The sequence below is a fragment of the Alphaproteobacteria bacterium genome, assembly GCA_041396705.1.
Taxonomy (GTDB): Bacteria; Pseudomonadota; Alphaproteobacteria; order CALKHQ01; family CALKHQ01; genus CALKHQ01.
On record JAWKYB010000005.1, the window covers coordinates 1 to 23473 of the forward strand.

General features: G+C 70.4%; 22 protein-coding genes. 11 read left to right on the forward strand and 11 right to left on the reverse strand.

Annotated elements, in window-relative coordinates:
* The 11 genes from R3F55_07855 to R3F55_07905 form a co-directional block, all read left to right on the forward strand.
* Nucleotides 1-953 (forward strand): hypothetical protein (locus R3F55_07855; protein ID MEZ5667333.1); only part of this gene is annotated, 953 nt, incomplete at its 5' end.
* Nucleotides 950-2071: a DegT/DnrJ/EryC1/StrS family aminotransferase gene (locus R3F55_07860; GenBank protein ID MEZ5667334.1), complete on the forward strand. Its 1122-nt coding sequence runs from the start codon at nt 950-952 to the stop codon at nt 2069-2071. The genes R3F55_07855 and R3F55_07860, both read left to right, overlap by 4 nt.
* The gene (locus R3F55_07865) at nt 2068-2943 is read left to right on the forward strand and encodes an NAD(P)-dependent oxidoreductase (GenBank protein MEZ5667335.1); all 876 of its coding nucleotides are present in this window, start codon (nt 2068-2070) and stop codon (nt 2941-2943) included. The genes R3F55_07860 and R3F55_07865 overlap by 4 nt, the downstream gene beginning before the upstream one ends.
* Before the next feature lie 16 nt (nt 2944-2959).
* Nucleotides 2960-3655 carry a WbqC family protein gene (locus tag R3F55_07870; protein ID MEZ5667336.1) on the forward strand — a complete coding sequence of 232 codons (696 nt, stop codon included), beginning with the start codon at nt 2960-2962 and terminating at the stop codon, nt 3653-3655.
* Nucleotides 3652-4830 (forward strand): glycosyltransferase family 4 protein, encoded by a 1179-nt coding sequence (locus R3F55_07875; protein ID MEZ5667337.1) that lies wholly within the window; start codon nt 3652-3654, stop codon nt 4828-4830. Before R3F55_07870 ends, R3F55_07875 begins: the two co-directional genes overlap by 4 nt.
* The gene (locus tag R3F55_07880; protein MEZ5667338.1) at nt 4827-5576 is read left to right on the forward strand and encodes a hypothetical protein; all 750 of its coding nucleotides are present in this window, start codon (nt 4827-4829) and stop codon (nt 5574-5576) included. Before R3F55_07875 ends, R3F55_07880 begins: the two co-directional genes overlap by 4 nt.
* The gene (locus tag R3F55_07885; GenBank protein MEZ5667339.1) at nt 5566-6525 is read left to right on the forward strand and encodes a Gfo/Idh/MocA family oxidoreductase; all 960 of its coding nucleotides are present in this window, start codon (nt 5566-5568) and stop codon (nt 6523-6525) included. The genes R3F55_07880 and R3F55_07885 overlap by 11 nt, the downstream gene beginning before the upstream one ends.
* Nucleotides 6522-7106 carry an acyltransferase gene (locus R3F55_07890; GenBank protein MEZ5667340.1) on the forward strand — a complete coding sequence of 195 codons (585 nt, stop codon included), beginning with the start codon at nt 6522-6524 and terminating at the stop codon, nt 7104-7106. Before R3F55_07885 ends, R3F55_07890 begins: the two co-directional genes overlap by 4 nt.
* A 4-nt stretch (nt 7107-7110) precedes the next feature.
* Entirely contained in the window at nt 7111-8262 is a 1152-nt protein-coding gene (locus R3F55_07895; protein ID MEZ5667341.1) for a DegT/DnrJ/EryC1/StrS family aminotransferase, read from the forward strand.
* Entirely contained in the window at nt 8259-9329 is a 1071-nt protein-coding gene (locus R3F55_07900) for a glycosyltransferase (GenBank protein ID MEZ5667342.1), read from the forward strand. The genes R3F55_07895 and R3F55_07900 overlap by 4 nt, the downstream gene beginning before the upstream one ends.
* A gap of 155 nt (nt 9330-9484) precedes the next feature.
* The gene (locus tag R3F55_07905) at nt 9485-10357 is read left to right on the forward strand and encodes a class I SAM-dependent methyltransferase (protein MEZ5667343.1); all 873 of its coding nucleotides are present in this window, start codon (nt 9485-9487) and stop codon (nt 10355-10357) included.
* Between the two features lie 12 nt (nt 10358-10369).
* On the opposite strand, the gene R3F55_07910 is transcribed toward R3F55_07905, so the two are convergent.
* From R3F55_07910 to R3F55_07960, 11 genes are all read right to left on the reverse strand, one after another.
* Nucleotides 10370-11038, reverse strand: coding sequence for an acetyltransferase (locus R3F55_07910; GenBank protein ID MEZ5667344.1), 669 nt, complete (start codon nt 11036-11038; stop codon nt 10370-10372).
* Nucleotides 11039-11084: 46 nt separating this feature from the next.
* A complete protein-coding gene (gene neuB / locus R3F55_07915; protein MEZ5667345.1) occupies nt 11085-12209 on the reverse strand; it encodes an N-acetylneuraminate synthase in 1125 nt (374 codons plus the stop codon).
* Nucleotides 12206-13426 carry a UDP-N-acetylglucosamine 2-epimerase gene (gene neuC / locus R3F55_07920; protein ID MEZ5667346.1) on the reverse strand — a complete coding sequence of 407 codons (1221 nt, stop codon included), beginning with the start codon at nt 13424-13426 and terminating at the stop codon, nt 12206-12208. Before neuC ends, neuB begins: the two co-directional genes overlap by 4 nt.
* A 71-nt stretch (nt 13427-13497) precedes the next feature.
* Nucleotides 13498-15105, reverse strand: coding sequence for a GMC family oxidoreductase (locus tag R3F55_07925; protein ID MEZ5667347.1), 1608 nt, complete (start codon nt 15103-15105; stop codon nt 13498-13500).
* The gene (locus R3F55_07930; protein MEZ5667348.1) at nt 15098-15613 is read right to left on the reverse strand and encodes a hypothetical protein; all 516 of its coding nucleotides are present in this window, start codon (nt 15611-15613) and stop codon (nt 15098-15100) included. Before R3F55_07930 ends, R3F55_07925 begins: the two co-directional genes overlap by 8 nt.
* Nucleotides 15614-15620: 7 nt before the next feature.
* Complete coding sequence (locus tag R3F55_07935; protein ID MEZ5667349.1) at nt 15621-16643, reverse strand: Gfo/Idh/MocA family oxidoreductase; 1023 nt, start codon at nt 16641-16643, stop codon at nt 15621-15623.
* Nucleotides 16644-16695: 52 nt separating this feature from the next.
* Nucleotides 16696-17778: an ABC transporter ATP-binding protein gene (locus R3F55_07940; protein ID MEZ5667350.1), complete on the reverse strand. Its 1083-nt coding sequence runs from the start codon at nt 17776-17778 to the stop codon at nt 16696-16698.
* A 13-nt stretch (nt 17779-17791) separates the two neighbouring features.
* Nucleotides 17792-19732 carry an ABC transporter permease subunit gene (locus R3F55_07945; protein MEZ5667351.1) on the reverse strand — a complete coding sequence of 647 codons (1941 nt, stop codon included), beginning with the start codon at nt 19730-19732 and terminating at the stop codon, nt 17792-17794.
* A 116-nt stretch (nt 19733-19848) separates the two neighbouring features.
* Complete coding sequence (locus R3F55_07950; GenBank protein MEZ5667352.1) at nt 19849-21168, reverse strand: extracellular solute-binding protein; 1320 nt, start codon at nt 21166-21168, stop codon at nt 19849-19851.
* A gap of 167 nt (nt 21169-21335) precedes the next feature.
* Nucleotides 21336-22343 carry a Gfo/Idh/MocA family oxidoreductase gene (locus R3F55_07955; protein ID MEZ5667353.1) on the reverse strand — a complete coding sequence of 336 codons (1008 nt, stop codon included), beginning with the start codon at nt 22341-22343 and terminating at the stop codon, nt 21336-21338.
* Nucleotides 22344-22374: 31 nt separating this feature from the next.
* Nucleotides 22375-23469 carry an ABC transporter ATP-binding protein gene (locus R3F55_07960; protein ID MEZ5667354.1) on the reverse strand — a complete coding sequence of 365 codons (1095 nt, stop codon included), beginning with the start codon at nt 23467-23469 and terminating at the stop codon, nt 22375-22377.
* Between the last annotated feature and the right edge of the window lie 4 nt (nt 23470-23473).

Consider the following 23473-nt stretch of genomic DNA (forward strand, 5'->3'; position numbering starts at 1 on the left):
CCTGGGACGTGGTGCACGTGCCGGACCATTTCCGCGGCGGCAACGTCGAAAGCAATTGCCTGCGAATTGCGTTGACCGACCCAGCCGCGTGCGTCTTTCTCGACGGGATCTGGGAGACCCTGGTCAACAAGCGCCATTTCCTGGAATGGGCCGAGGCCGAGCTCCGACGCCATCGCAGCAAGAGCGGCACGGAGCTGGACCTGACCTACAGCTCGCGCCGGCTCGCCGCACTGTTCCAGGCCGGGGCCCTATCCGTCTCGCCTGCGCGTTATGCCGGCCGACAGCAACGGCTGATCTCGTATTTCCGCCGGCGGCGGCGCGCCGTCGTCTGGATGGCGCTGCCGATGCCGCCAGCCACGCACCTCGACGGACTGCACTACGCCGGACATTACCAGTGCATTCCGGAATGGGGCGACTGCCTCGCCGCGGTGAATGCGGCCGTAAGACCGATCTCGGACGCTCTCGGCGCCCGATGGTTCGACACGCACGCGCTGATGCAGTCGCATGGCGGAGCCAGCAGCTGCCTGATCGACCAGTGGCACTTCTCGCGGCATTTCCACCAGGCGATCGCAAATGAACTGCAGCGCCAGCTGGACGCGATGCTGGCCGAAGCGGTGCTGTCGCCCGATCATCCGTCCCACCGGTTCATGCTGCCGCGCCCGGTCGACGACACGCCGCTGACGCTGGCCGGCAGCCCTGACGACGCCGCTGGGTGGCGTGCATCGCACCCGGGCGCGAACGTCGTCGGTGTGGCGGGCGATCCCGATGTCGTCGTCGAGACGCCCGTCGTGGTGTTGCTGGGCGACGAGGCCGGGCGCGAGGAGCAGGCCGCCCAATGGCTCGCCCGCCTTCCGGCAACGTCGATTCTGCTGTTTCCCGAGGAATTGGAGCCGCTGCGCAATCCGCCGGGCAACGAAAGGGCCGAGTTTGCCGAGCGGAACCTGAGAGCGTGACCCGACCAGCCATCCCTTTCTATCGACCGAGCTTCCCGGCGGCGGTGCGCGGTCGGATCACGGCCGACATCGAGGCGATCCTGGCCGGCGGCACGCTGATGATGGGCCCCTACAAGGATCGGCTGGAACGGGGCTTCGCGGAGCTGTGCGGAACGCGTCATGCGGTGTCGGTCAACAGTTGCACCACCGCGATCCTGATCAGCCTGATGCATTTCAAGGCCGCCGGCGGCGAGGTGCTGGTTCCGGCCGGGAGCTTCGTCACCGACGTTGGTGCGGTGATGATGGCCGGCGCCACCCCGGTGCTCGTCGACATCGACCCCGAGACGCTGGCGCTCGATCTCGACGATCTCGCACGCAAGCTCACGCCGCGCACGCGCGGCATCATATGGGTGCACCTGGCCGGGGTCATCGCCAGCAATTGGCGGGAGATCCGGAGATTCGCCACCGACAACGGCTTGTTTCTGATCGAGGACGCCGCCCACGCCCACGGCGCCGAGATCGACGGACACACCGCCGGCTCTCTCGGCGACGTCGGCGTGTTCAGCTTCTACCCGACCAAGGTGGTCACCGGCGGCACCGGCGGGATGCTCACCACAGACGACGAGGCCTTGAAGCTGTTTGCCGAGCGGGTCCGGATGTTCGGCAAAGACCCGGCCAGCGGCGACATCGTCGAGTTGGGCAACGACTGGTTCCTGGACGAAATTCGCGCATGTGTGACCTGGCATCACCTACAGGACCTGCCGCGGCAGCTCGCCCACCGGCGCGCGCTCGCGGCGCGGTACGACGCGGCGCTGGCGAACCAACCGGGAATCCGGGTGCTGCCGCTCCCCGAGAACTGCAGGCCCTCGTTCTATCACTACGTCACGCTGCTCGACCCGAGCGTCGACTACGACGCAATCGCTGGCACGCTGCAGCAGCGGCACGGCATCGCGACCAAGCGCATCTATCGGCCCCTGCACCACGAACCGCTGTTCCGCCATCTCGATGACGGACGGCTGCGCATGACCGAGTCCACGCTGTCGCGATCGCTCTGCCTGCCCATGTTCGCCGACATGCCGCTCGACGATGCCGACCGGGTCGCGGCTGCGCTGATCGAAGCGCTGCGCGCACGGCAGTGAAGCGTGTCCTGGTCACCGGTGCCTCCGGCTTTGTCGGGGCGCACCTCGCGAACACCCTGGCTGCACACGCGGAATGCGAGGTCCTCGCCGTCGGTGGGCGCGAAACACCGCGGATCGCGAACGCCAGGAACAACGTTGCAGGCGACCTCGCCGAGCCCGAATTCGTGCGTTCCCTGTTCGCGTTCGAGCCGTTCGAGGCCGTGGTCCATGCGCGTACGCGCATCAGCACGGATACAGACCCAGGGATCGTTCCCGCGCTGGTACGTGACAACGTCTGCGCAACCGCAAATTTGGCAGCCGCGGCGGCCGCTGCACGCTGCCGCCGCTTCATCTATTGTTCGTCGATCGCCGTGTACGGAACCGACCGAAAGGAGGACGCGGCGTGCGAAGCGACGTCGACGCCGACACCCGGTCGCCCTATGGCTGGAGCAAGCTGGCAGGCGAGCAAGCTGCGCATGCCGCGCGCGGCGATATGGCCGTCGCTGTGCTGCGGCTCGCCGGCGTGCACGGCGTCGGACGGACGAGCGGCGCGGTGTTCGCCAGTGCTGCGCGCCGCGCTGGCCGGCGACCCTCTCGCGGTGAATGAGCCTGAAAGTCGGTTTCGGTTCGCGTTCGTCGACGATGTCGCGGACGCGATCGTCGGGCTGCTCGACAAAGAGCCGCCGCCCAGCGGCATATTCAATGTGGCAGGCGCCGAGACCATGACGCTACGCGAAATGGCCGAGCGCATCGCCGCATCGCCGGGTCGGCAAGTGAGATTGCGGTCGCCGCAACGCTGTCACATCGCCGCAACGAGGTTCTTTCCTGCACACGACTGCAGCGCGAGATCGGCTATTCACCGGCGCCGTTTGCGACCCACGTCCAGCGCATGATCGCCGATCTGCGACGGTGAAAGACACCCCCACCGTCGCCATTCATCAGCCGAACCACCTGCCCTGGCTCGGCTATTTCCGCAAGGTCGCGCGGGCGGACGTGTTCGTATTTCTCGACGATGCGCAATTCTCCAAGGGCAGCTACATCAACCGGGTCAGGGTGCTGGCCGGCGGGCGGGCGCGCTGGCTGACGGTGCCGGTTTCGGCGTCGCTGGGCCAGCCGATCTGCCGCACGATGATCGCGCCGGGCGACTGGCGCGGCGCCCACCGCGAGCGGCTGCGCGCCTACTATCGCGACGCTCCGCATTTCGACACGGTGTTCCCGGTGCTGGCCGCGCTCGTCGATGCGGCGGCCGCCGATACGATCGCCGACGCGAACATCGGCATGATCCGGTCGCTCGCCGACCGACTGGGACTTGCGCCGGAGTTTCGACTGTCTTCGCAAATGGGCTGCGCGGACGGCGCCGGCGATGCACGACTGGCCGCCTTGGTCGCGGCGGCCGGCGGGCGCATCTATCTGTCCGGCGGCGGCGGCGCCAAGTATCAGGACGAGACCACCTTCGCCCGGTCCGGGATCGCGCTGGCCTATAACGACACGCAGTTCCCGGCCTACGACCAAGGCGGCGCTCCGTTCGTGCCCGGGCTTTCGGTGGTCGACGCGCTGTTCCGGATCGGGTTCGCGGCAACCGCGCGGCTGATCCGCGGGCAATGAGCGGGCCGCTGGCGGTGCTCTGCCTTGACATCGAGGGCGGCCACGGCGGCTCCTCGCGCAGCCTTGCCATCGCGCTCGGCCACCTCGATCGCAGCCGGGTCGAGCCGACCGTGTGGATGCGCCGCGCGAGCTGGCTGCAGCAGCATTACGCCGGCCTGGGCATCGCCAGCCGCGTCCGGCCCGACCTGCCCAAAGTCAGCGCCCTGCCGCGATTCTCGCGCAACCTGGCGGTATTCGTCCGCTTTTTCGCCGTCGACTGGCCGCGCAGCCGCGGCTTCCGCACCGACCTGCTGGAAGCCGCCGACGCTGCCGACGTGGTCCATTTCAATCATGAGGCCACCTTCTGGCTGGCACGCTGGCTGCGGCGACGCCGGCCGAACCTGCCGCTGACCATGCACATCCGCACCAACCTCCATCGCTCCGCCTTCGCCCGCTGGCAGTGCGGCGTGGTCCGGCGCGCGGTCGACGCCGCCGTGTTCATCACCGCCAACGAGCGGACGACCTTCGCCGCACATGCGCCGTTGCCGGCGCGTCACGCGGTGATCCTGAACCCGGTCGCGATCGCCGACAGTCCCGCCGCGCCGCACCCGGCGCTGTGCGACGACGGGCGGTTCCGCATCGGTGTGCTTGCCAACTACTCGCCCGGTCGCGGACTCGACCGCCTGGTCGCGATCGCGGCGGCGATGGACGCGCGCGACCGCGCCGGCGTGCGCTTCGTCGTCGCCGGCGACATGGGCGGGCCCGACGGCGGCGCGCTCGCCGCCCAGGCGCGCGCGGCCGGGGTGGCCGACTGTTTCCAGTTTCTCGGCCATGTCGATGCGCCGGAGGCCGTGCTGGCCGGCCTCGACCTGCTGATCAAGCCGACGCGCGAGGCGAACCCGTGGGGACGCGACATCATCGAAGCGATGGCGGCCGGCGTGCCGGTGATGTCGTTCGGCACCGATGCCACCTTCGTCGAGACCGGCACGACCGGCTGGTTGTTCGACGGCTTCGATGCCGGGCAGACCGCGGCCGCCCTGACCGCGGCTTCGCACGACCGGCCGCTCTGCGCGCGGCTCGGCGCGCAGGCCCGCGCCCGCGTCGCCGCGCTGTGCGATCCGTCCCGCCAGGCGGGCGCGCTGGCCGCGCTCTGGAACGAGATCCGCGACGCGCGCGCGGCGGAGCGGCGGCAATGACCGCCGCGCCGCCGGTGCCGGGCAACCTGGACGACTATGTCGCGCTGCTGACCGAGCTGGCCGGGCTGGGCTATCGCGCCTGCGGCTTCCTCGACGCGGAGCCCGACCGGCCGGACCTGATCCTGCGCCACGATATCGACATGTCCGTCGACTGCGCGGTGGCGATGGGCGAGGCCGAGGCCGCACAGGGAATTGCCGCCAGCTATTTCGTGTTGTTGCGCAGCGAACTCTACAACGCGTGGTCGCCCGCATCGCGGGACGGCCTGCAGCAGCTCGGCGCGTTGGGCCACGAGATCGGTCTGCATTTCGATGCCGCGCTCTATCCCGGCGAGATCGCCGCGCTCGATCGTGCCTGCGCCGACGAATGCGCGCAGCTGGAAGCCATCCTGGGCCAGCCGGTCCGGCTGGTCAGCTTTCACCGCCCGGCCCCGGCCCTGCGCGGCCTCGACCGGCCGATCGGCAGCCGCCGCCACGCCTACGAGCCGCGGTTCTTCGAGGCGATCGGCTATTGCAGCGACTCCAACGGCGGTTGGTATCATGGTCCCCCGCTGGCCCATGACGCGGTGCGCGCGCGGCGCGCCCTGCAGCTGTTGACCCATCCGGTCTGGTGGGTGGCGCCGGGTGCGACGGCGGCCGAGCGGCTGGACCGAATCCTGACCGAGCGTGTCGATGCCCTGGACCGCGCGTTGGCCGAGAACTGCAGGGCGCACGAAACCGGCTGGCGGGAGCGACAGGTTGGTCGATAGCAGCGCAACACGGCCCGGTTTCGCCCTGATCGGCGCGGCCGGCTATATCGCGCCGCGGCACATGCAGGCGATCCGCGACGTCGGCGGCGACCTGGTCGCGGCGCTGGACCCGCGCGATTCGGTCGGGATCATCGACCGCTACTTCCCCGACGCCAGCTTCTTCGTCGAGTTCGAGCGCTTCGACCGCTTCATCGACAAGCTGCGGCGCAAGGGCGCGCCGGTCGACTACGTCAGCATCTGCTCGCCGAACTACCTGCACGATGCGCACGTCCGCTTTGCGCTGCGGTCGCATGCCGACGCCATCTGCGAGAAGCCGCTGGTGCTGACCCCCTGGAACGTCGACGGCCTGGCCGAGATCGAGCGCGAGAGCGGCCGGCGGATCAACGCCATCCTGCAACTGCGGCTGCATCCGGCGATCGTCCGGCTGCGCCAGCGGTTGGCCGCCGCGACCGTCCGCCACCAGGTCGACCTGACCTACATCGCCTCGCGCGGGCGCTGGTACGGCGTGTCGTGGAAGGGCGACGAGGGCAAGTCGGGCGGGATCGCGGCGAATATCGGCGTGCACTTCTTCGACATGCTGGTCCACCTGTTCGGCCCGGTACGCCGCAACCTGGTGCATCGCCGCGAGGCGAGCCGCGCCGGCGGCTATCTGGAGCTGGAGCGGGCCGACGTGCGCTGGTTCCTGTCGGTCGACCGCGCCGACCTGCCGGCCGACACGCCGCCGGGCAAGAGCACCTTTCGCGCCATCGCCATCGACGGCGAGGAGGTCGAGTTCTCTACGGGATTCGAGGACCTGCACACCCAGAGCTATCGCGCCATCCTCGACGGCGGCGGCTTCGGGCTGGAGGACGCGCGGGCGGCGGTGGAGATCACCTCCGCGATCCGCTTCATGGACCTGACGCCCCACGCGGGCGAGGTCCATCCCAGGCTGCACGCGGCGGGCGGATGACCGTGACGGCACCGGCGGCCGCATCGCGCTTCGTGCACGAAACCGCCTGCATCGACGACGGCGCCGAGATCGGCGACGGCACCCGCATCTGGCACTTCTGCCACGTGTCGCAGGGAGCCCGTATCGGTGCCCGCTGCGTGCTTGGGCAGAACGTGTTCGTCGGCCCCGGCGTCGTCATCGGTGCCGGCTGCAAGATCCAGAACAACGTATCGATCTATCAGGGAGTGGAGCTGGCGGACGAGGTGTTCTGCGGGCCGAGCTGCGTATTTACCAACGTGCTGACGCCGCGCGCCTTCATCGAGCGCAAGGCCGAGTTCGCGCCGACCCGCGTCGGCCGCGGCGCCACCATCGGCGCCAACGCTACCGTGGTGTGCGGGGTCGCCATCGGCCGCTATGCCATGGTCGGGGCCGGCGCGGTGGTCACCCGCGACGTGCCCGACCACGCGCTGGCGGTCGGCAACCCGGCCCGGTGCATCGGCTGGGTCAGCCGTGCCGGCGAGCGGCTCGGCACCGACCTGGTCTGCCCGCGCACCGGCGAGCGCTACCGGCTGGAAGCGAATGACCGCCTCGTTGCGGAGTGAACCGATGACGTCGCCACAGCCGACGCCCCAGCCGACGATCGAATTCGCCGGCCTGAAGGCGCAGCAGGCCGCCCTCGGCCCGGCGATCGCCGCCCGGATGGATGCCGTGCTGCGGCACGGCCAGTACATCATGGGCCCGGAAGTGGCCGAGCTGGAATCGGCATTGGCCGCCTTCGCCGGCGCGCGGCAGGCGGTGGCGCTTTCGAGCGGCACCGATGCGCTGGTCGCCGCGATGATGGCGCTGTCGGTCGGTGCGGGCGATGCCGTGTTCCTGCCCTCTTTCACCTTCCCGGCGACCGCTGAGGCGCCGCTGCTGCTGGGCGCCACGCCGGTGTTCGTCGATGTCGACCCGCAGCTGTTCACCATCGATCCGGCCGACCTCGCCGCACGGGTGGAGGCGATACGGCGTGCCGGTCGCCTGCGGCCACGCATGGTGATCGCGGTCGACCTGTTCGGGCTGCCCGCCGACTACGACGCGCTCGCGCCGGTCGCCGAGGCCGCCGGCATGACGCTGCTGGCCGACGCCGCGCAGAGCTTCGGCGCCAGCGTCGACGGCCGGCGGGTCGGCACGCTGACCGGCATCACCGCCACCAGCTTCTTTCCGGCCAAACCGCTGGGCTGCTTCGGGGATGGCGGCGCGTTGTTCACCGACGATGCCGCACTGGCCGACAGGCTGCGCAGCATCCGTGCGCACGGCCGCGGCGCCGCCAAATACGACATCGACCGCCTCGGCCTGAACGCCCGCCTCGATACCTTGCAGGCCGCCGTGCTGCTGGCCAAGCTGCCGGCCTTCGCCGGCGAGCTGGCGGCGCGCGAGCGCCTCGCCGCCAGCTACGACGCCGGGCTCGCCGATGCGGTCGTCACGCCGGCCCGCCGGGCAGGCGCCGTCAGCGCCTGGGCGCAGTACACCATTCTGTCCGACCGCCGCGACGCGTTGCGCCGGCACCTGGAGGCGGCCGGCATTCCGAGCGCCGTCTACTACCCGCGGCCGACGCACCTGCAGCCGGCCTATCGCCGTTTCGGCGACGGCCCCGGTTCGCTGCCGGTCAGCGAGGCGTTGTGCGCACGCGTGCTGAGCCTGCCGATGCACGGCTATTTAAGCGCCGATGCCGCGGCGCGCGTGATCGACGCGGTCAGGGACGCGGCCACCGCATGATCCGTGTCGCGTTCGTGCTGCCGTCCTTCGCCGGTGGGGGCGCCGAACGGGTGATGATCACCGTTGCGAACGCGCTGGACCGCACCGCCTTCGCGCCGCGGCTGATCGTGCTCGACCGCGCCGGCCCGCTTGCCGGCCTGGTGGCCGACGACGTGCCTGTCGCCGCGCTGGGCCAGCCCCGGCTGCGGCGCGCGCTGCCCGCCCTGCGGCGCGCGCTGGCCGACGAGCCGACCGACATCGCGCTGGCCACCCTGGGCTATCTCAATGTCGGCCTGCTGGCGCTGCGGCCGCTGCTGCCGCGCCGCATCCGCCTGGTGGTGCGCGAGGCCAACATGCCGCTCAGCGGCACCGGCGGCCATGTCCGGCGCGCGCTCGGGCTCGGCATGCGCCTGCTCTACCGCCGCGCCGACCGGGTGCTGTGCCCGGCGACACGCATCGCCGACGAGCTCGTCGCCCAGTACCGTGTGCCGCCGTCGCGCGTCCGCGTCATTCCCAACCCGGTCGACGTCGGACGGCTGCGGGCGCTGGCCGAACCGCCGCGCCGGCTGGCCGGGACCGGCTTGCGACTGGTGGCGGCAGGACGGTTGGTGGAACAGAAAGGGTACGAGCGCCTGGTGGCGCTGCTGCCCGCCCTGCCGCCGGACACCCGCCTGACCATCCTGGGCGAGGGCCCGCTGCGCGAGGCGCTGACCGCGCAGATCGCGGCAGCGGGGCTCGGCGACCGGGTCGTGTTGCCCGGCTTCGCGGCGGCGCCCTGGGCGGACTATGCCGGGGCCGACGCCTTCCTGTTGCCGTCGCTGTGGGAGGGGATGCCCAATGCGGCGCTGGAGGCGCTGGCGGTCGGCACGCCGGTGATCGCGACGCCTGAGGCCGGCGGTATCGGCGAGGTCGCCGCTGCCGCGCCGCCCGGCGCGGTCACACTGGCCGCCGCCGGCGCGGCGTTCCGCGCGGCAATCGCGCAGAGCCGGCCGGGCGACGGGCAGATGCGGCCGAGCCTGCTGCCCGACCGCTTCGCGCTCGCGACCGTGATCGCGAGCTACCAGGCGGAGCTGGCCGCGCTGGTCTGACCGCTTGCACCCGTGCCGGGTCGACAGGGGGTGCCCGCTTGGGCGCCTTTTCCTTTTTGACGGCGCCGGACGATCCGGCGGCAACGATGGGGCCTGTTGGATCGCCGCGGCACCCATGCTAAGGGATCGGCCCACCCGCCAAGACAAGGCCATCGATGACCGGCTGGAGTGCCCTTCGCGCCCGCTATCGCGACCTGCGAGACGCCGCCGACCGGGGCGTGCCGCTCGCCGACGCCTGGGCCGCCTTCGGCACGGAGGCGCGTGCGGTCGCAGGGACCTGTCCGGAGCATCTGACGCTGCTGCTTGCCGAGATCGAGCGGCGTTTCGCCGGCATTGACCGCGCGCAGGTGGCGATCCTCGACCACGGCTGCGGGTCGGGCGTCACCGTGATGGTATTGGCAGCGCTCGGCTACACCAACGTGCGGGGCGTCGACGTCGGTGGCGACCCGTCGACGCTGAACAGGATCGCCCGGTCGGCGCTGGGCCATGCCGACGACCGTTTCCAGATCTACGACGGCGACCGCCTGCCGATTGCCGACGCCTGCATCGACGTGGTGCTCAGCCAGCAGGTGCTGGAGCATGTGCGCCCCGCCGTGTTCGAGCGCTATTACAGCGAGGAGGCACGCGTGCTGCGCCCCGGCGGCATCGCCTATCACCAGGTGCCGCACCGGCTGGCCCCCTATGATTCCCACTCGCGGACGTGGCTGCTGCACTATCTGCCGCGGCCGCTGTTCATGGGCGTGCTGCGGCTGTTCCGCAGCGACGTTGCGACGCTGGAGTCGCACCTGTACCTGCGTTGGCCGTGGCGCCACCGGCGCATGGTGCGGCGGGCGATCGGGCCGTGCACCGACCTGACCCTGAGCCGGCTGAAAACAGTGCGGACGCTGGAGACCTATGAGGGCGCGCGCAGCCTCAGGCGGCTGATCGATCGCAGCATCGACCTGCCGCTGATCGGCGGGGCCATCGGCGGCGCGCTGACCTGGTTCGTCCAGATCGACACGGTCGCGGTCCGCCGCAACGAGGCATAGCGGACGCCGCTGTCACGCCGGGCGCTTCGCCCCGGCATTTGCCGACAGGCGCCGGGCCGGGTTGCCGGCCACCCGCTCGCCCGCACCGACATCGCGGATGACCACGGCGCCGGCACCGACCGTCGCGCGGTCGCCGATGACAATGCCCGGGGTGACGCAGGCGCCGATCCCCACCATGGCGCCGCGTCCCAGCACGACGCCGCCGGCCAGTGCCGCATTCGGCCCGACGAAGGCGAAGTCGCCCACCTGCGCATCGTGATCCACGGTCGCGCAGGTGTTGACGATCGCGTGCGCGCCGATCCGCGCGTCGGGATTGACGATGGCGCCGGCCGCGACGAAGGCGCCCGGCGCGATATGGGCGGACTCCGCGATCACCCCGGCGGGATGAACCACGGCGGCGAAACCGAGCCCGCGCGCCGCCAGCGCATCCGCCACCCGCGCGCGCACGGCGTTGTCGCCAATGGCGACGATGCAGGCGAGGCCAGGATGCATGTCGGCCAGCGCGACGAGCGCATCGTCGGGTCCAACGACGGCGATGCCGGCCACCATGGAGCCGGCCGGCACCGATGCATCGACAAGGCCGACCAGGTCAAACTGACCACTGCGCCGCGCGGCATCGATCACCACCCGTCCGTGACCGGATGCGCCGACGATCGCCAGCGGCCTTGCCTGCCCGCTCACCGTGCGACCGGCCCATGCAGGCGGCCGGCAGCCTCGGGACGCAGGTTCATGTGCCGGCGCCGCCGGCAGCCGGCGCCGGCTCCAGCTGCTCGTCGGCCGCGTAGTCGCGCGTGGCGCGCTGGCCGCCGACCACGTCCCAATAGAGCAGCGGCGACACGCCGTTGCCCGGACGCTTGGTGGTGACATTGTCGAGCGAGAACGGTTCGCCGGCGCGGATCGGCCGGGCCGCGACCAGGCTGCCGCGCGCCGGGATGCGGTTGCGCAGCTCCATGTCGAGCGGCACCTTCTCGCCGCTGCCCAGCGCCTTCTCGACGTCGCGCACCTCCTGCACCATCGCGGCCAGCTCGTCGGGCTCCAGCGAGGCCACATGGTCCGGTCCGGGCAACCGGCGCGACAGGCTGAAATGCTTCTCCAGCACCGTGGCGCCCGCCGCGACCGCGGCAACGGCGATATGCCGCCCCTCGCTGTGGTCCGACAGGCCGACGCGCAGGCCGGTCGCCCGACCAAGCGTCGCCATTGCCCTCAGGTTGGTCGCCTCCGGCGGCGCCGGGTACTGGGTGACGCAGTGCAGCAGCCAGGTGCCGGCCGCCAGCGGCGCCGCCCAGTCCGCGGCCGCGCGGACGGCGGCGAGCGCGGCGCGACCGGCCGGCGTTCCCTGCGGGTGCCGCGCCGCCCACGCGATCAGGCTCAGGCATTCCAGCACCTCGTCGAGGGTGCACATGCCGGTGGAGACGATCAGCGGCAGCCCGGTGCGCGCCGCGCGCAGCAGCAGCGGGCCGTTGACGATCTCGCCCGACGGGATCTTGAGGCGCGCCACGCCCACTTCCTCGGCGAGGAAGGCGACGCTGGCCGGGTCGAAGCCGGACGACATGAACTCGATACCGACCGTCCGGCACAGGTCGCGCAGTTCGAAATGCGCGTCGCGGTCCAGTTCCAGCGCCTTCAGCATCGCATGCTGGTTGTCGGCGCCGCGCATGTTGCGGCGCTGGTAGTCGGCCGTGGCCGCGCTGGCCAGCACCAGCTTGGCCGTGTCGAAGGTCTGGAACTTGACCGCATCGGCGCCGGCCTCGGCGGCCGCGTGCACCAGCTCGCGCGCCATCGCCAGGCTGCCGTTATGGTTCACGCCGGCCTCGGCAATGATGAATACGGGTGTGTCTTCGACAGCGCTCATGGGTTTCCGGGTATGCAGGGGTCGCGAAGGTCGGGAACGACGATGTCGTGGAATGGCTTGCGGCCACCCGGCGGCGGCTCGGCCCGGGCCAGCGCTTCGGCGATCCGGCGGCCGATCGGCCCGGGCGCGCCATAGGGATTCTCGCGGCGGGCGGCGCAGGCCTGCATCGCGGCCCCGAGCGCACGCCGGATCGCCGCCGAGATGGCCGCGGACTCCAGCGGGCAGTCGATCACGCTGGGCGCGCGCAGCCGGCCGTCCTGGCGGCCGCCGATGTTGACGGTCGGCGTGCCGGCGGCCGGTGCCTCGATCAGCCCGCTCGACGAGTTGCCGACCACGGCGTCGGCGAGGGCCAGCGCGCTCAGATAGCGCTGCTGGCCGAGCGACGCGACCAGCGCGATCCGCGCGGGCTCGCGCGCGGCCATCGCATCCAGCCGTGCGTTGATCGCACGCCCGCCGGCGTCGGCATTGGCGCGCGTGACTAGCAGGTGGGTGCCTTCGACCTGGAGCGCCGCGTCGATCACGCATGCGACGGCCGCCGCCGCATCGTCGCCGCCGCGCGTCTCCGGATGGAAGGTGACCAGCAGCAGCGGCGCCGGCAGGGCATGGCCGACCGATCGCTCCAGCTCCGTACGATCGAGCAGCGGCAGCCGGGTCAGCGCCTCCAGCCCCGGCGCACCGACATCGATCACCCGCTCGGGCGCCTCGCCCAGCTGCACGACGCGGCGCCGATAGGGTTCGGCGGCCGTCAGGTGCAGCACCGCCATCTTGGTGATCGCATGGCGAATGCTGTCGTCGACCGCGCCCAGGCTGATCTCGCCGCCATGCAGGTGCGCGACCGGAATGCCGAGCAGCATCGCAGCCTGTGCCGCCGCCAGCGCCTCGATCCGGTCGCCCGGCACCAGCACCCAGTCGGGCTGCAGCCGCGCCAGCGCATCCGCCAGCCCGATCGTGCCGAGCCCGGTCGATTTCGCCATCGCCAGCGGGCTGTCGCCGGCCAGCAGCATGTCCACGGTGGCGTCGACGGTGAAGCCGTCCGCCTCGATCGCACGGATCGACCCGCCGAACTCCGGCAGCAGGTGCATCGCCGTCGCGATCACGCAAAGCTCCAGCCGCGGGTCGGCGTCGATCTCCGCCATCGCCCAACGCAGCAAGCCATAGTCGGCGCGCGTGCCCGTGACCGTGCAGACCCGGCGGCGGCGATACGTTTCCTCGCTCATTACGGCGAATATACACGGCCATCGCCGGTGCCACCACGCACCGCTTGCCTGCATGCGATCGGCGGTCGCAGCTAGACCCGGCCGCGGCTGTCGCGCAGGTGCCGCGCCGCACGCACCGCCACGGCTGCGATGGTCGGCGTCGGGTTGACCGCCCCGGCGGTGGCCAGTGCGCTGCCGTCGACCACCAGCAGGTTCGGCACGTCCCAGCAGCGGTTCCACCGGTCCACCACGGAGGTCGCGCGGTCGTCGCCCATGCGGCAGGTGCCGAGCAGGTGCCAGGCCGGCGGCCGGTAGCGGCCGGTCAGCGGATCGACATAGTCGACCGTGCGGTGCGCGAACGAATCGACGGCGCCGGCCAGGTCCTGCAGCCGCTCCCTGGCGAACGCCATCATCGCCCAGTCGTTCGCGTGCGGTGCGTATTCGATGCGCGGAACCGGCAGACCGTCGGCGTCGCACGCGTCGGCCGACAGGGTCACGCGATTCTCCGGCCGGGGGATGTCGTCGCCGATGGCGAAGGCAACGAAGCCGTGGCCGAAATGGCGGCGGAACCAGTCGTGGTGGCCCTCGCCCCAGGGTGCGCCACCGGGCGCCAGGAAACCGAGCGACTGCAGGCCGGCGCCTTCCATGCCGACGCAGTTGAAATTGAAGCCGTTGACGAAGCCGCGGCCGGTGTCGGTCTCGGCGAATTGCTGGCTGATCACCGCGCCCAGCGAGCCGGTGTGCGACGCCAGCGGCGCATCGACCCACATCTCGGTGCCGACCAGCGTGTGATGGGTCAGGTTGCGGCCGACCTGGCCCGAGCTGTTGGCAAGGTCGCCGGAGGCCAGCAGCAGCCGCGGCGTGCCGACGCCGTTGCAGGCGAGCACGACGGCCTGCGCCCGCACGCGCCGCCGGCAGCCGGCCTCGCGGTCGGCATAGACCACGCCGGTGGCGCGGCCGGCGCGGTCGGTCTCGACACTGAGCGCCCGCGCCCGGGTGCGCAGGCGCGCCCCGGCGCGCAGGGCCTTGGGCCAGACCGAGAGCGCGACGTTGCTCATCGATCCGCGCGGACAGCCGGCGATGCAACCGCCGCAGCCGTTGCAGCCCGGCCGCCCGTCATAGTCCTGCGAGATCACCGCCGCCGGCATCGGCCACCAATGCCAGCCGAGCCGGTCGAATCCGGCAGCCAGCCGGCGGCCGACCGCGCCGATGGGCAGCGGCGGTGTCGGATAGGCGGCGACCGCCGGCCCGCCCGGGTCGCCCGCCAGCCCGCTGACGCCGAGCAGCCGGTCGGCCTCGTCGTAGAACGGCGCCAGTTCCTCGTAGGTGATCGGCCAGTTCGGCGCGAGCCCGTGTTCGTCGCCCTTGCGGAAGTCGGACGGCCGGTAGCGCGGCCACAGCGCGGTGTAGATCACGCTGGAGCCGCCGACGGCGTTCCACATCAGCGTGGCCTCGCTGTCGGTCTCGACCGGATAGTCGTCCTCGCCGCGGCGGGTGTTCGGCTCCGGATGCCACGCCGTCGAGCGCTGCCACTCCCAGTCCGCGTCGAAGTGCGGGAACGCGCCCGGCGCCACCCGCCCGCCCTGCTCCAGGCAGACCACGTCGATCCCCGCCTCGGCCAGGATCAGGCTGGTGATCGCGCCGGAAACCCCGGCCCCGACCACCACGACATCGGCGCTGTCGCCGTTTTGCTCAGCCATCGTTCGCCGTTCCGCGGCCGGAAAGGGCGAGGCCGGCGAGATCGACGCGCGCGACGTCTGCGGTCGCCAGACATCGGCCGCGGCGGTGCGACGGGGCGTCGATGGCCGGGTCGAACGGCGCCACCGCGTAGCCCCCCGGCAGCAGCCGCGTGTTGTAGGGATGACCCAGCGCCCGGATCGCCGCGTGGACCAGCGGACTTTCGTAGTAGCCGAGGTACACCGCCTTCAGCACCGCCGCGAACAGGTCCGGCTGCGCCGCCTGCACGGCCTGCAGCACCGCGGCGCGCTGCCGGCCGGAAAGCATGTGCAGCGGACCGCCCGCTGCGGCCAGGGCCTCGACGACGCGCCCGATCGCACCGTCCCCGACCAGCCGGTCGAGCCGCTCGACCAGCCTGGCCTGGGCACCGACCGCGCTGGCCGGCGGGAATGCCCCGTCGCCCGGCACCAGCGCGTCGACCAGCGCGACCAGCTCCGCGGCCGGCGTCACGGCGTCTGCGCGGTCGGCCATCGCCGCGTCAGCCGAGCAGCTCGGCCAGCTTCACCGCCCGGCCCTCCTGCAGCGACTTGACCGTCGCCTGGATCATCGCGGTGGCCACCAGCCCGTCATGGCCGGTCGCCTCCGGCACGGTGTCGGTGGCGATGCAGTCCGCGAAATACTTGATCGACTCGTAGAAATGGGCGAACGGCTTGCCATAGCGCGTGATCGCATGGCTGGAGAACGGGTATTTGTAGCGGTCCGACGAGATCGCGATGCCCGGCGTGCTGTCCAGCTCGATGCAGCCCTTGCTGCCGTACAGCGTGAACTTTGCGTCGACCACGGTCGGATAGCTGTTCGGGATGATCCAGCAGGTCTCGAAGGTGACGAAGCTGCGCTCGAACTGCACCGAGGCCTGGACCGCGTCATAGGCATCGATGCCCATGCCGGCCAGCACCCGCTTCGACCCGCGGGCGAACACCTCGACCGGCTCCTCGTTCAGGATCCAGCGGGTGATGTCCATCGTATGCGGGAACAGGAACCATTCCGGGCCCGATGCGGAGCCCCACGACAGCATCTCGGTCGGCACGTGGATGGTGTCGCTGAGCCGGGCGTAACCCATCACCGCCTCGCCCAGCTCGCCGGTCTCGACATAGTGCTTGGCGCCCATGTACTGCGGGTGCCAGCGCAGCTGGAAATCCACCATCAGCTTGGTCCGCTTTTTCTCCGCCGCCGCGATGATCGCGCGGGCGTCGCCGATGTCGGTGGTGAACGGCTTTTCGATCAGCAGGTGCTTGCCGGCCTCGATCAGCCGCAGCGCCGGCGCCTTGTGGGCATGGTCCGGCGTGGCGATGCTGGCGCCGTCGATGTCGCTGTTGGCCAGCGAATCGATGTCGGTGGTCCAGGCGCAGCCGACCTTGTCGGCCAGCGCCTTGGCCCGGCCGGCATCGAGGTCGCAGATGCACGCCAGGTCGACCAGCGGATAGTGCGCATAGGCCATCGCATGGTTCTCGCCCCAGATGCCGGCGCCGACCACCGCCAGCTTCACCTTGTCCTTCGCCATCCTCACTCGTCCTCCCCTTGCCGGGTCGCGTTTCGACCCTGTGAACACATCCTCAGAGCCGGGCTTCGCTGTCGGCGTCGAACAGGCGTGCGCGCTCCGGCGGAAACGCCAGCGCCACGGTCTCGCCGATCCGCGGCGCGGCGTCCGGCGCACAGGTGGCCTTGACGGCGAACGCGCCGATCTTGACGTCGACATAGGAAACCGGCCCGACCGGCTCGACCAGGAACACCTCACCGTGCACGGACTCGCCGGTGCCGCCCACCTGCATGTCGGTGGGCCGGATGCCGAGCACGACCTGTCGCGGCAGCGCGCCGGGCTGTGCGTTGCGCAGGATCGACGCCGGCAGGCGCACCGTCTGTCCGGCGAAGCCGCAGACCAGCGCCCCGCCGGCGGCCTCCACGTCGGCATCGACGAAATTCATCGCCGGGCTGCCGATGAACGAGGCGACGAACAGGTTGTCGGGGTCGCGGTAGACGTCCATCGGCGGGCCGATCTGCTGCAGGCGGCCGGCGCGCATCACCGCGATCCGGTCCGACAGCACCATCGCCTCTTCCTGGTCGTGGGTGACGAAGACGGAGGTGACGGCCAGGGTGCGCTGCAGGCTCTTGATCTGGGTGCGGGTCTTGATCCGCAGCCCGGCATCGAGGTTGGACAGCGGCTCGTCCATCAGGAACACCGACGGATTGCGCACCACCGCGCGGCCGACCGCGACCCGCTGGCGCTGGCCGCCGGACAGCTCCGCCGGCCGGCGGTTGAGCAGGGCGGTCAGGTCCAGCATCTCGGCCGCGGTCTCGACCTGCTTGCGGATCTCCGGCCCGGCCACCCGCTGCTGGCGCAGGCCGAAGCTCATGTTCTCGCGCACGCTCATGTGCGGATAGAGCGCATAGTCCTGGAACACCATCGCCACGTTGCGCTGGTGCGGCTCAAGGCCGGTCACCGGCCGGTCGTCGAACACGATCTCGCCGTCGGTCGGCAGCTCGAGGCCGGCAATGCAGGCCAGCGCGGTGCTCTTGCCGCAGCCGGACGGGCCGAGCAGGGTCAGGAATTCGCCGTCGGCGATGGCGATGTCCAGCGCGTCGACCGCGGTGACGTCGCCGAACATCTTGGTCAGCCGACGCAGGCTCACGCTCGCCATCCGTCCCTCCTCCTCATCCCTTGAGCGAGCCGGACAGCATCCCGCTGACCAGGAAGCGCTGGAACAGCAGCGCCACCACGACCGGCGGAATGACGGCAAGCACACTGGCCGCGAACATCGGGCCGAAATCGTAGAATCGCAGCTGCACCAGGAAGCCGGCGATCACCACCGGAATGGTCTGCGCATTGGGCGAGCCGGTGAGGATCAGCGCGAAGATGAACTCGTTCCAGCTGACCAGGAAACAGAAGATGCCGGTGGCCACGATGCCCGGCCGCGCGACCGGGAACACCACCTTCCAGATCGCCTTCCACCGGGTGCAGCCGTCGACCAGCGCGGCCTTCTCCAGGTTGGGCGGCATGGATTCGAAGTAGCCCTTCATCATCCAGATCGACAGCGGCAGGATCAGGCTGCAATAGGCGATGACCAGCGCGGTGCGGGTGTCGATCAGGTCCAGCGCCCGGAACACCATGAAGAACGGCAGGATCAGCGCCAGGCTGGGCGCCATCCGGGTCATCATCAGCACCCACAGCGTGGTGTTCATCGTGCGGCTGTGCTGGTTGCGCGCATAGGCATAGGCTGCGATCGAGCCGAGCAGCAGGTTGATCGCGGTGACGCAGGACGCGACGATGAAGCTGTTCATGATCGAGCGCGGCACGCGCGTGGCCTGGATCGAGGACTGCCCGTCCTCGACCCCGCCGGGGAACAGCACGAAGCGATAGTTCTCCAGCGTCAGCGAGCTGGGGATCGAGGTCGGCGGGCTGCGCACCAGGTCGGCCGAGGTCGACAGGCTCATCAGCACCAGCCACAGGAATGGGCCGAACGACCACAGGAAGATCAGCACCGCCACCAGCGCCAGGAAGACCCGCCAGATCGCCCGCCGGGTCGCGCCGGAGAACAGCACGGTCCGGTTCAGTGCCGGCAGGCGCACCAGCCGCGACGCCGCGCCGGTGCCGATGTCGGCCACCCGCACCACCAGCGTGTCGGCCAGCCGCGCGGCGCGCTCGGCGCCCGTCGCGCCTTCGCCGCGGCGGGCCGGCTTGGGGAAGAACAGCTTCAGATAGACCCAGGCCAGGATCAGGCAGACGATGGTCAGCACGAACAGGATCGCGGCGCCCTCGCCGAACTTGAAGAACTGGTACGCGTAGGCGTAGCCCATCCACGAGAACACGGTGGTGGCGCTGCCCGGCCCGCCCTTTGTCATGATCCAGAACAGGTCGAAGGCCATGATCGAGTTGATCGAGGTCAGGATCAGGATCAGCAGCATCATCGGCCGCAGCCAGGGCAGCGTGATCTTGACGAAGCGCTCGATCGGGCCGGCGCCGTCGATGCGCGCCGCGCGGTGCAGGTTGTCGGGCAGCGACTGCAGGCCGGCCAGGATCAGCAGCGCCGCCAGCGGCGCCTGGTTCCAGATGTGCACGAAGGCGACGAGGTTGAAGGCCATGTCGCCGTCGGCCAGCCAGTGCACCGGGCCGTCGACCAGGCCGAGATCGAACAGCAGCGCGTTCAGCGTGCCGTACTCGCCGTTGAACATCCAGCCCCACAGGATGCCGACCGCGACCGGCGCCATCGCCCAGGGCACCAGCATCGCGCTGCGCAGGAAGTTGCGTCCCGGGAAGCGGCAGTTCAGCGCGAGCGCCATGCCCATGCCGACGATCAGACCGCCGATCACGGTCACCGCGGTGAAATAGGCGGTGCGGCCCAGGGCGGACAGGAACTCCTCGTTGGGCAGGATGTCGAGGTAGTTGTCGAACCAGACGAACACCCATTGCTGGGTCAGCTGGTTGATGCGGTGCAGGCTCAGTACCAGCGAGTAGACCAGCGGCAGGCCGAAAACGACGAGCACCACCAGCAGCGCCGGCACCGTCAGCAGCACCGGCATCAGCAGGCGCGGCCGGTCCCGGCGGCGGCTGGGGCGCGCCGGTATCGCCGAGGGCGTCACGGTTTCGACGGTCATGGGTCCTGTTCCACCGGTAGCGGGGCTTCAGGCGGGGGATGCGGCCGGCACGGCCGGCCGCATTCCGGCCACGGGATGCCGCGGCCGCCGAGGCGGCCGCGGGATCGGCGCATCGCCTATTCGGGATACAGGCTCTTCACCTCAACCGCCTTGGCGTGCAGCTTGTCGATCAGTTCGTCGGTCGACTGCTCGCCGCGGATGTAGTCCTGGACCTCGCCCATCATGTACCAGTCCCACTCCGGGAACCACATGGTCTTGGCCACGTCGCGGGTGGTCGCGGTCTCGAGCTGCTGGGTCGCCACCGCCATGTCCTTCCACTGCGAGAAGGATTCCTGGACCTCCGCGCTCTCGATCACTTCCTTGTGCGGCGTGCCGAGGCCGAATTCCAGCGCCCAGCGGCGCGCGACATAGTAGTTGCCGTCCTTGGCCTTGCCGCCGAAGAACTGCATCAGGTCCCAGGCGCGCAGTTCGTCGATCGGGTTGGCGCCCATCTGGTAGACGGCGGTCCAGATGAAGGTCGAGCGGGTCTTGCCCGGCATGATCGCGTTGCGGCAGGCGCCGGCGATCTGCGACATGTCGGGGGTGTTGAACACCTTCTGGTCATACTCGTGCACCACCATGTAGGTGTGCTGGCCGGTGGCGAAGTTCGGGACCGCCTCGCCCTGCAGGGTCATGATGTCGGGGACGACCAGTTCCTCCTCGTACATCTTGCGGTGCATCTCCAGCACCGCGCGGAACTCCGGCCCGAAGTCGGGGTCGTTGTTGGCGTCGAACACCTTGGCGCCCTCGGAGTACCAGATCGCGAACAGGCTCCACGACAGCGTCGGCCACTGGCGGGTCCAGGCGCTGATGTAAGGATATTCCGCGATGCCGTCCTTCTTCAGCTTGCGGCACTGGTCCATCAGCTCTTCCCACGAGGCCGGCGGCTCCAGGCCCGCCGCATCCAGGTGGTTCTGGTTGCAGACGAAGGAGTTGAAGCCGGTGTAGTAGGGCAGCCCGCCGAGGCTGCCGTCGGGCAGCGACATGTTGCGTACGTTGACGTCATACATGTTGGCCTTGATCGCATCGAGGCCCGGCAGCCCGTCCAGGCTGCGCGTCCAGCCGGCGCGGTTCCAGCGCAGGATGCGGTCTTCTTCCGAGTACATCATGTCGATGTGCTGGCCGGCGATCAGCTTGGTCTCAACCACGGCGTGATACTCGCCGGGCACCAGCTCGTAATTGACGTTCTCGTCGTAGAGGTCGCGGAAGATGCCGACATTCTCTTCGACGATCTGCGGGTTGTATTGCCAGCCGACGAAATGCAGCGGGTCGGCCGGCGCGGCAGCCGCCCGGCCAGCCAGACCCGGCGCCGCCAGGGCGCCGGCGGCGGCCAGGCCGCCTTTCAGTACGGCTCGCCGCCGCAGCAGGTAGTCCTGAAGGCGTTGTTCGCGATTCATCCTTTCCTCCTCCCGGTTGGATTAGCGAAAACCCCAGGCCTGACTGGCCGTCTTGCGCCGGTATCTGCGACTCCACTCGTTGCCGGCGGACGCGGCGCCGCTTTCGTCGGCGCCGCAATACCCCTTCCTCCGTTCGTCTCCCTCCGTCGCTCGGCGGATCGCCGGCGTCAGGCGTTGGCCACGTCGGCAGGCGCACCACTGTTCAACGAGGCGAACAGCGCATCCAGCACGCGCACCGCCTGCAGCGAGCGTTCGACCGGTTCGACGAACGGCCTGCCGGTAAGGATCGCGTCGGCGAAATGCACGATCTCGTCGCGCAGCGCGCCGACGATCTGGCCGTTGACCTCCGGCCAAAGGTGCGTGTCCGGCTGGGTCACCCCGTCCGCGCCGATGAACTGCAGGCCCTGGTCGTAGACGTCGAGATGCGCGGCGCTCTTCTTGCCGACGACGTCGAAGCCGACGGTGTAGCCGGACGGCAGGCCCTCCGGCCACGACCAGCAATAGTCGATGCTGCCGATGGCGCCGTTGGCGAAGTTGACCACGGCATAGACCGCGTCCTCGATCTCGTTGCCGAGCTTGCGCACCTGTTGGGCGTAGACCCGGGTGATGTTGGCGCCGGCGCACCATTGCAGCATGTCGATGTCGTGCACGCCGAGGTAGTACATGATCGAGCTGGACGCGCCGAGACGCTGCGGCAGCGCCCGCATCGTGTTGCGCTTCGCGCGCAGGTTGATGATCTCGCCGAAGTCGCCGCGCGCCGCCGCCTCGCGCATCTGGGCATAGCGCGGATCGAAATGCAGCACGTGCGCGACCATCATGCGCACGCCGGCATCGTCCACCGCGCGGACGATCTCCTCGGCCGCCGCCGCGGTGTGCGCCAGCGGCTTTTCCAGCAGCATGTGCTTGCCGGCGCGGGCCGCGGCGCAGGCGGGCGCGACGTGCATCCGGTCCGGCACGCACACGCTGACCGCCTCGATGTCGGCGCGTGCCAGCAGCTCGTCGGCCGAGCGGTGATAGGCCACCCCCATCTTCTCCGCCATCGGCCGGCCCAGGTCCTCGTTCAGGTCGGCGACGGCGACGAGGTCGATGTTCGGCGCCTCGTGATGGATGCGCGCATGCAGCCCGCCGATGAAACCCAGCCCGATCACCCCGGTCCGCAGCCTTCGATCCGCCATCGTCTCCCTCCCCCGCTGCCGCTCCGTGCCGTCAGCTCACGGCCGGCCGTTCCGCCACACCCAGATCGAACAGGAACGCGCGCTCCAGGTCCGGCTCCAGCGCAATCCGGTCGCCGATCCGCGCCCGGAATTCCGGCGCGACGATCGCGCGCAAACGCTCGCCCTCGCGATGCTCCGCGATCAGGATCGATTCCTTGCCCAGATGCTCCAGCGCGAACACCGCCCCGGCCAGCGTGCCCGGCGTCGCGCCGGCCACCGTCATGTGCTGCGGCCGCACGCCGAGCGCATAGGCGTTGCCGGGCCTGAGCGACGACGAAGCGCCGAGACGCGCCGGCAAGGGCGCCGCGAAGCCGTCGCTGACGAACACCGGCTTGCCGTCGCGCGGCTCGACCGTGCCGTTGAGGAAGTTCATCGGCGGCGACCCGATGAAGCCGGCCACGAACATGTTGCGCGGCGCGTTGTAGATCTCGTCCGGCGACCCGATCTGCTGCAGCCGGCCCAGGTTCATCACCGCGATGCGGTCGCCCATCGTCATCGCCTCGGTCTGGTCGTGGGTGACGAAGACCATCGTCGTCGACAGCCGTTTCTGCAGGTTGACCAGTTCGGCGCGCAATTCCAGCCGCAGCGCGGCGTCGAGCGCCGCCAGCGGCTCGTCGAGCAGGAACACCGCCGGCTGGCGCACGATCGCCTTCGCGGTCGCGACGCGCTGGCGCTCGCCGCCCGACAGATGGCTCGGCAGCTTGTCGAGCAGATGGGCGACATGCACCGTCGCCGCCGCCGCCATCACCCGGTCCCGGATCTGCGCGGCCGGCAACCCGCTGCGCTTCAGGCTCATGGCGATGTTCTCGCGGGCGCTGAGATGGGGGTAGAGCATCGACGACTGGAACACCATCGCCACGTTGCGGCCGTGCGGCGGCTCGCCGGTCATGTCGTTGCCGTCGAACCGAACGACCCCGCCGGTCGGCCGTTCCAGCCCGGCGATGCAGTTCATCGTCGTGGTCTTGCCGCAGCCCGACGGGCCGAGCAGTACCAGCAGCTCGCCGTCCGCGATCGCCATGTCCAGGCTGTCGACCGCGGTCTGCGCGCCGAACTGCTTGGTGAGTTTCTCGAGCGTAATGCTGGCCATCCTG

Bases quoted from the DNA above. Each gene is read 5' to 3' on its own strand.
- R3F55_07875 (MEZ5667337.1), top strand. From the start codon at position 3,652: ATGAGCGGGCCGCTGGCGGTGCTCTGCCTTGACATCGAGGGCGGCCAC.
- R3F55_07880 (MEZ5667338.1), top strand. From the start codon at position 4,827: ATGACCGCCGCGCCGCCGGTGCCGGGCAACCTGGACGACTATGTCGCG.
- R3F55_07890 (MEZ5667340.1), top strand. From the start codon at position 6,522: ATGACCGTGACGGCACCGGCGGCCGCATCGCGCTTCGTGCACGAAACC.
- R3F55_07895 (MEZ5667341.1), top strand. From the start codon at position 7,111: ATGACGTCGCCACAGCCGACGCCCCAGCCGACGATCGAATTCGCCGGC.
- R3F55_07900 (MEZ5667342.1), top strand. From the start codon at position 8,259: ATGATCCGTGTCGCGTTCGTGCTGCCGTCCTTCGCCGGTGGGGGCGCC.
- R3F55_07905 (MEZ5667343.1), top strand. From the start codon at position 9,485: ATGACCGGCTGGAGTGCCCTTCGCGCCCGCTATCGCGACCTGCGAGAC.
- neuB (MEZ5667345.1), bottom strand. From the start codon at position 12,209: ATGAGCGCTGTCGAAGACACACCCGTATTCATCATTGCCGAGGCCGGC.
- neuC (MEZ5667346.1), bottom strand. From the start codon at position 13,426: ATGAGCGAGGAAACGTATCGCCGCCGCCGGGTCTGCACGGTCACGGGC.
- R3F55_07925 (MEZ5667347.1), bottom strand. From the start codon at position 15,105: ATGGCTGAGCAAAACGGCGACAGCGCCGATGTCGTGGTGGTCGGGGCC.
- R3F55_07930 (MEZ5667348.1), bottom strand. From the start codon at position 15,613: ATGGCCGACCGCGCAGACGCCGTGACGCCGGCCGCGGAGCTGGTCGCG.
- R3F55_07935 (MEZ5667349.1), bottom strand. From the start codon at position 16,643: ATGGCGAAGGACAAGGTGAAGCTGGCGGTGGTCGGCGCCGGCATCTGG.
- R3F55_07940 (MEZ5667350.1), bottom strand. From the start codon at position 17,778: ATGGCGAGCGTGAGCCTGCGTCGGCTGACCAAGATGTTCGGCGACGTC.
- R3F55_07945 (MEZ5667351.1), bottom strand. From the start codon at position 19,732: ATGACCGTCGAAACCGTGACGCCCTCGGCGATACCGGCGCGCCCCAGC.
- R3F55_07950 (MEZ5667352.1), bottom strand. From the start codon at position 21,168: ATGAATCGCGAACAACGCCTTCAGGACTACCTGCTGCGGCGGCGAGCC.
- R3F55_07955 (MEZ5667353.1), bottom strand. From the start codon at position 22,343: ATGGCGGATCGAAGGCTGCGGACCGGGGTGATCGGGCTGGGTTTCATC.
- R3F55_07960 (MEZ5667354.1), bottom strand. From the start codon at position 23,469: ATGGCCAGCATTACGCTCGAGAAACTCACCAAGCAGTTCGGCGCGCAG.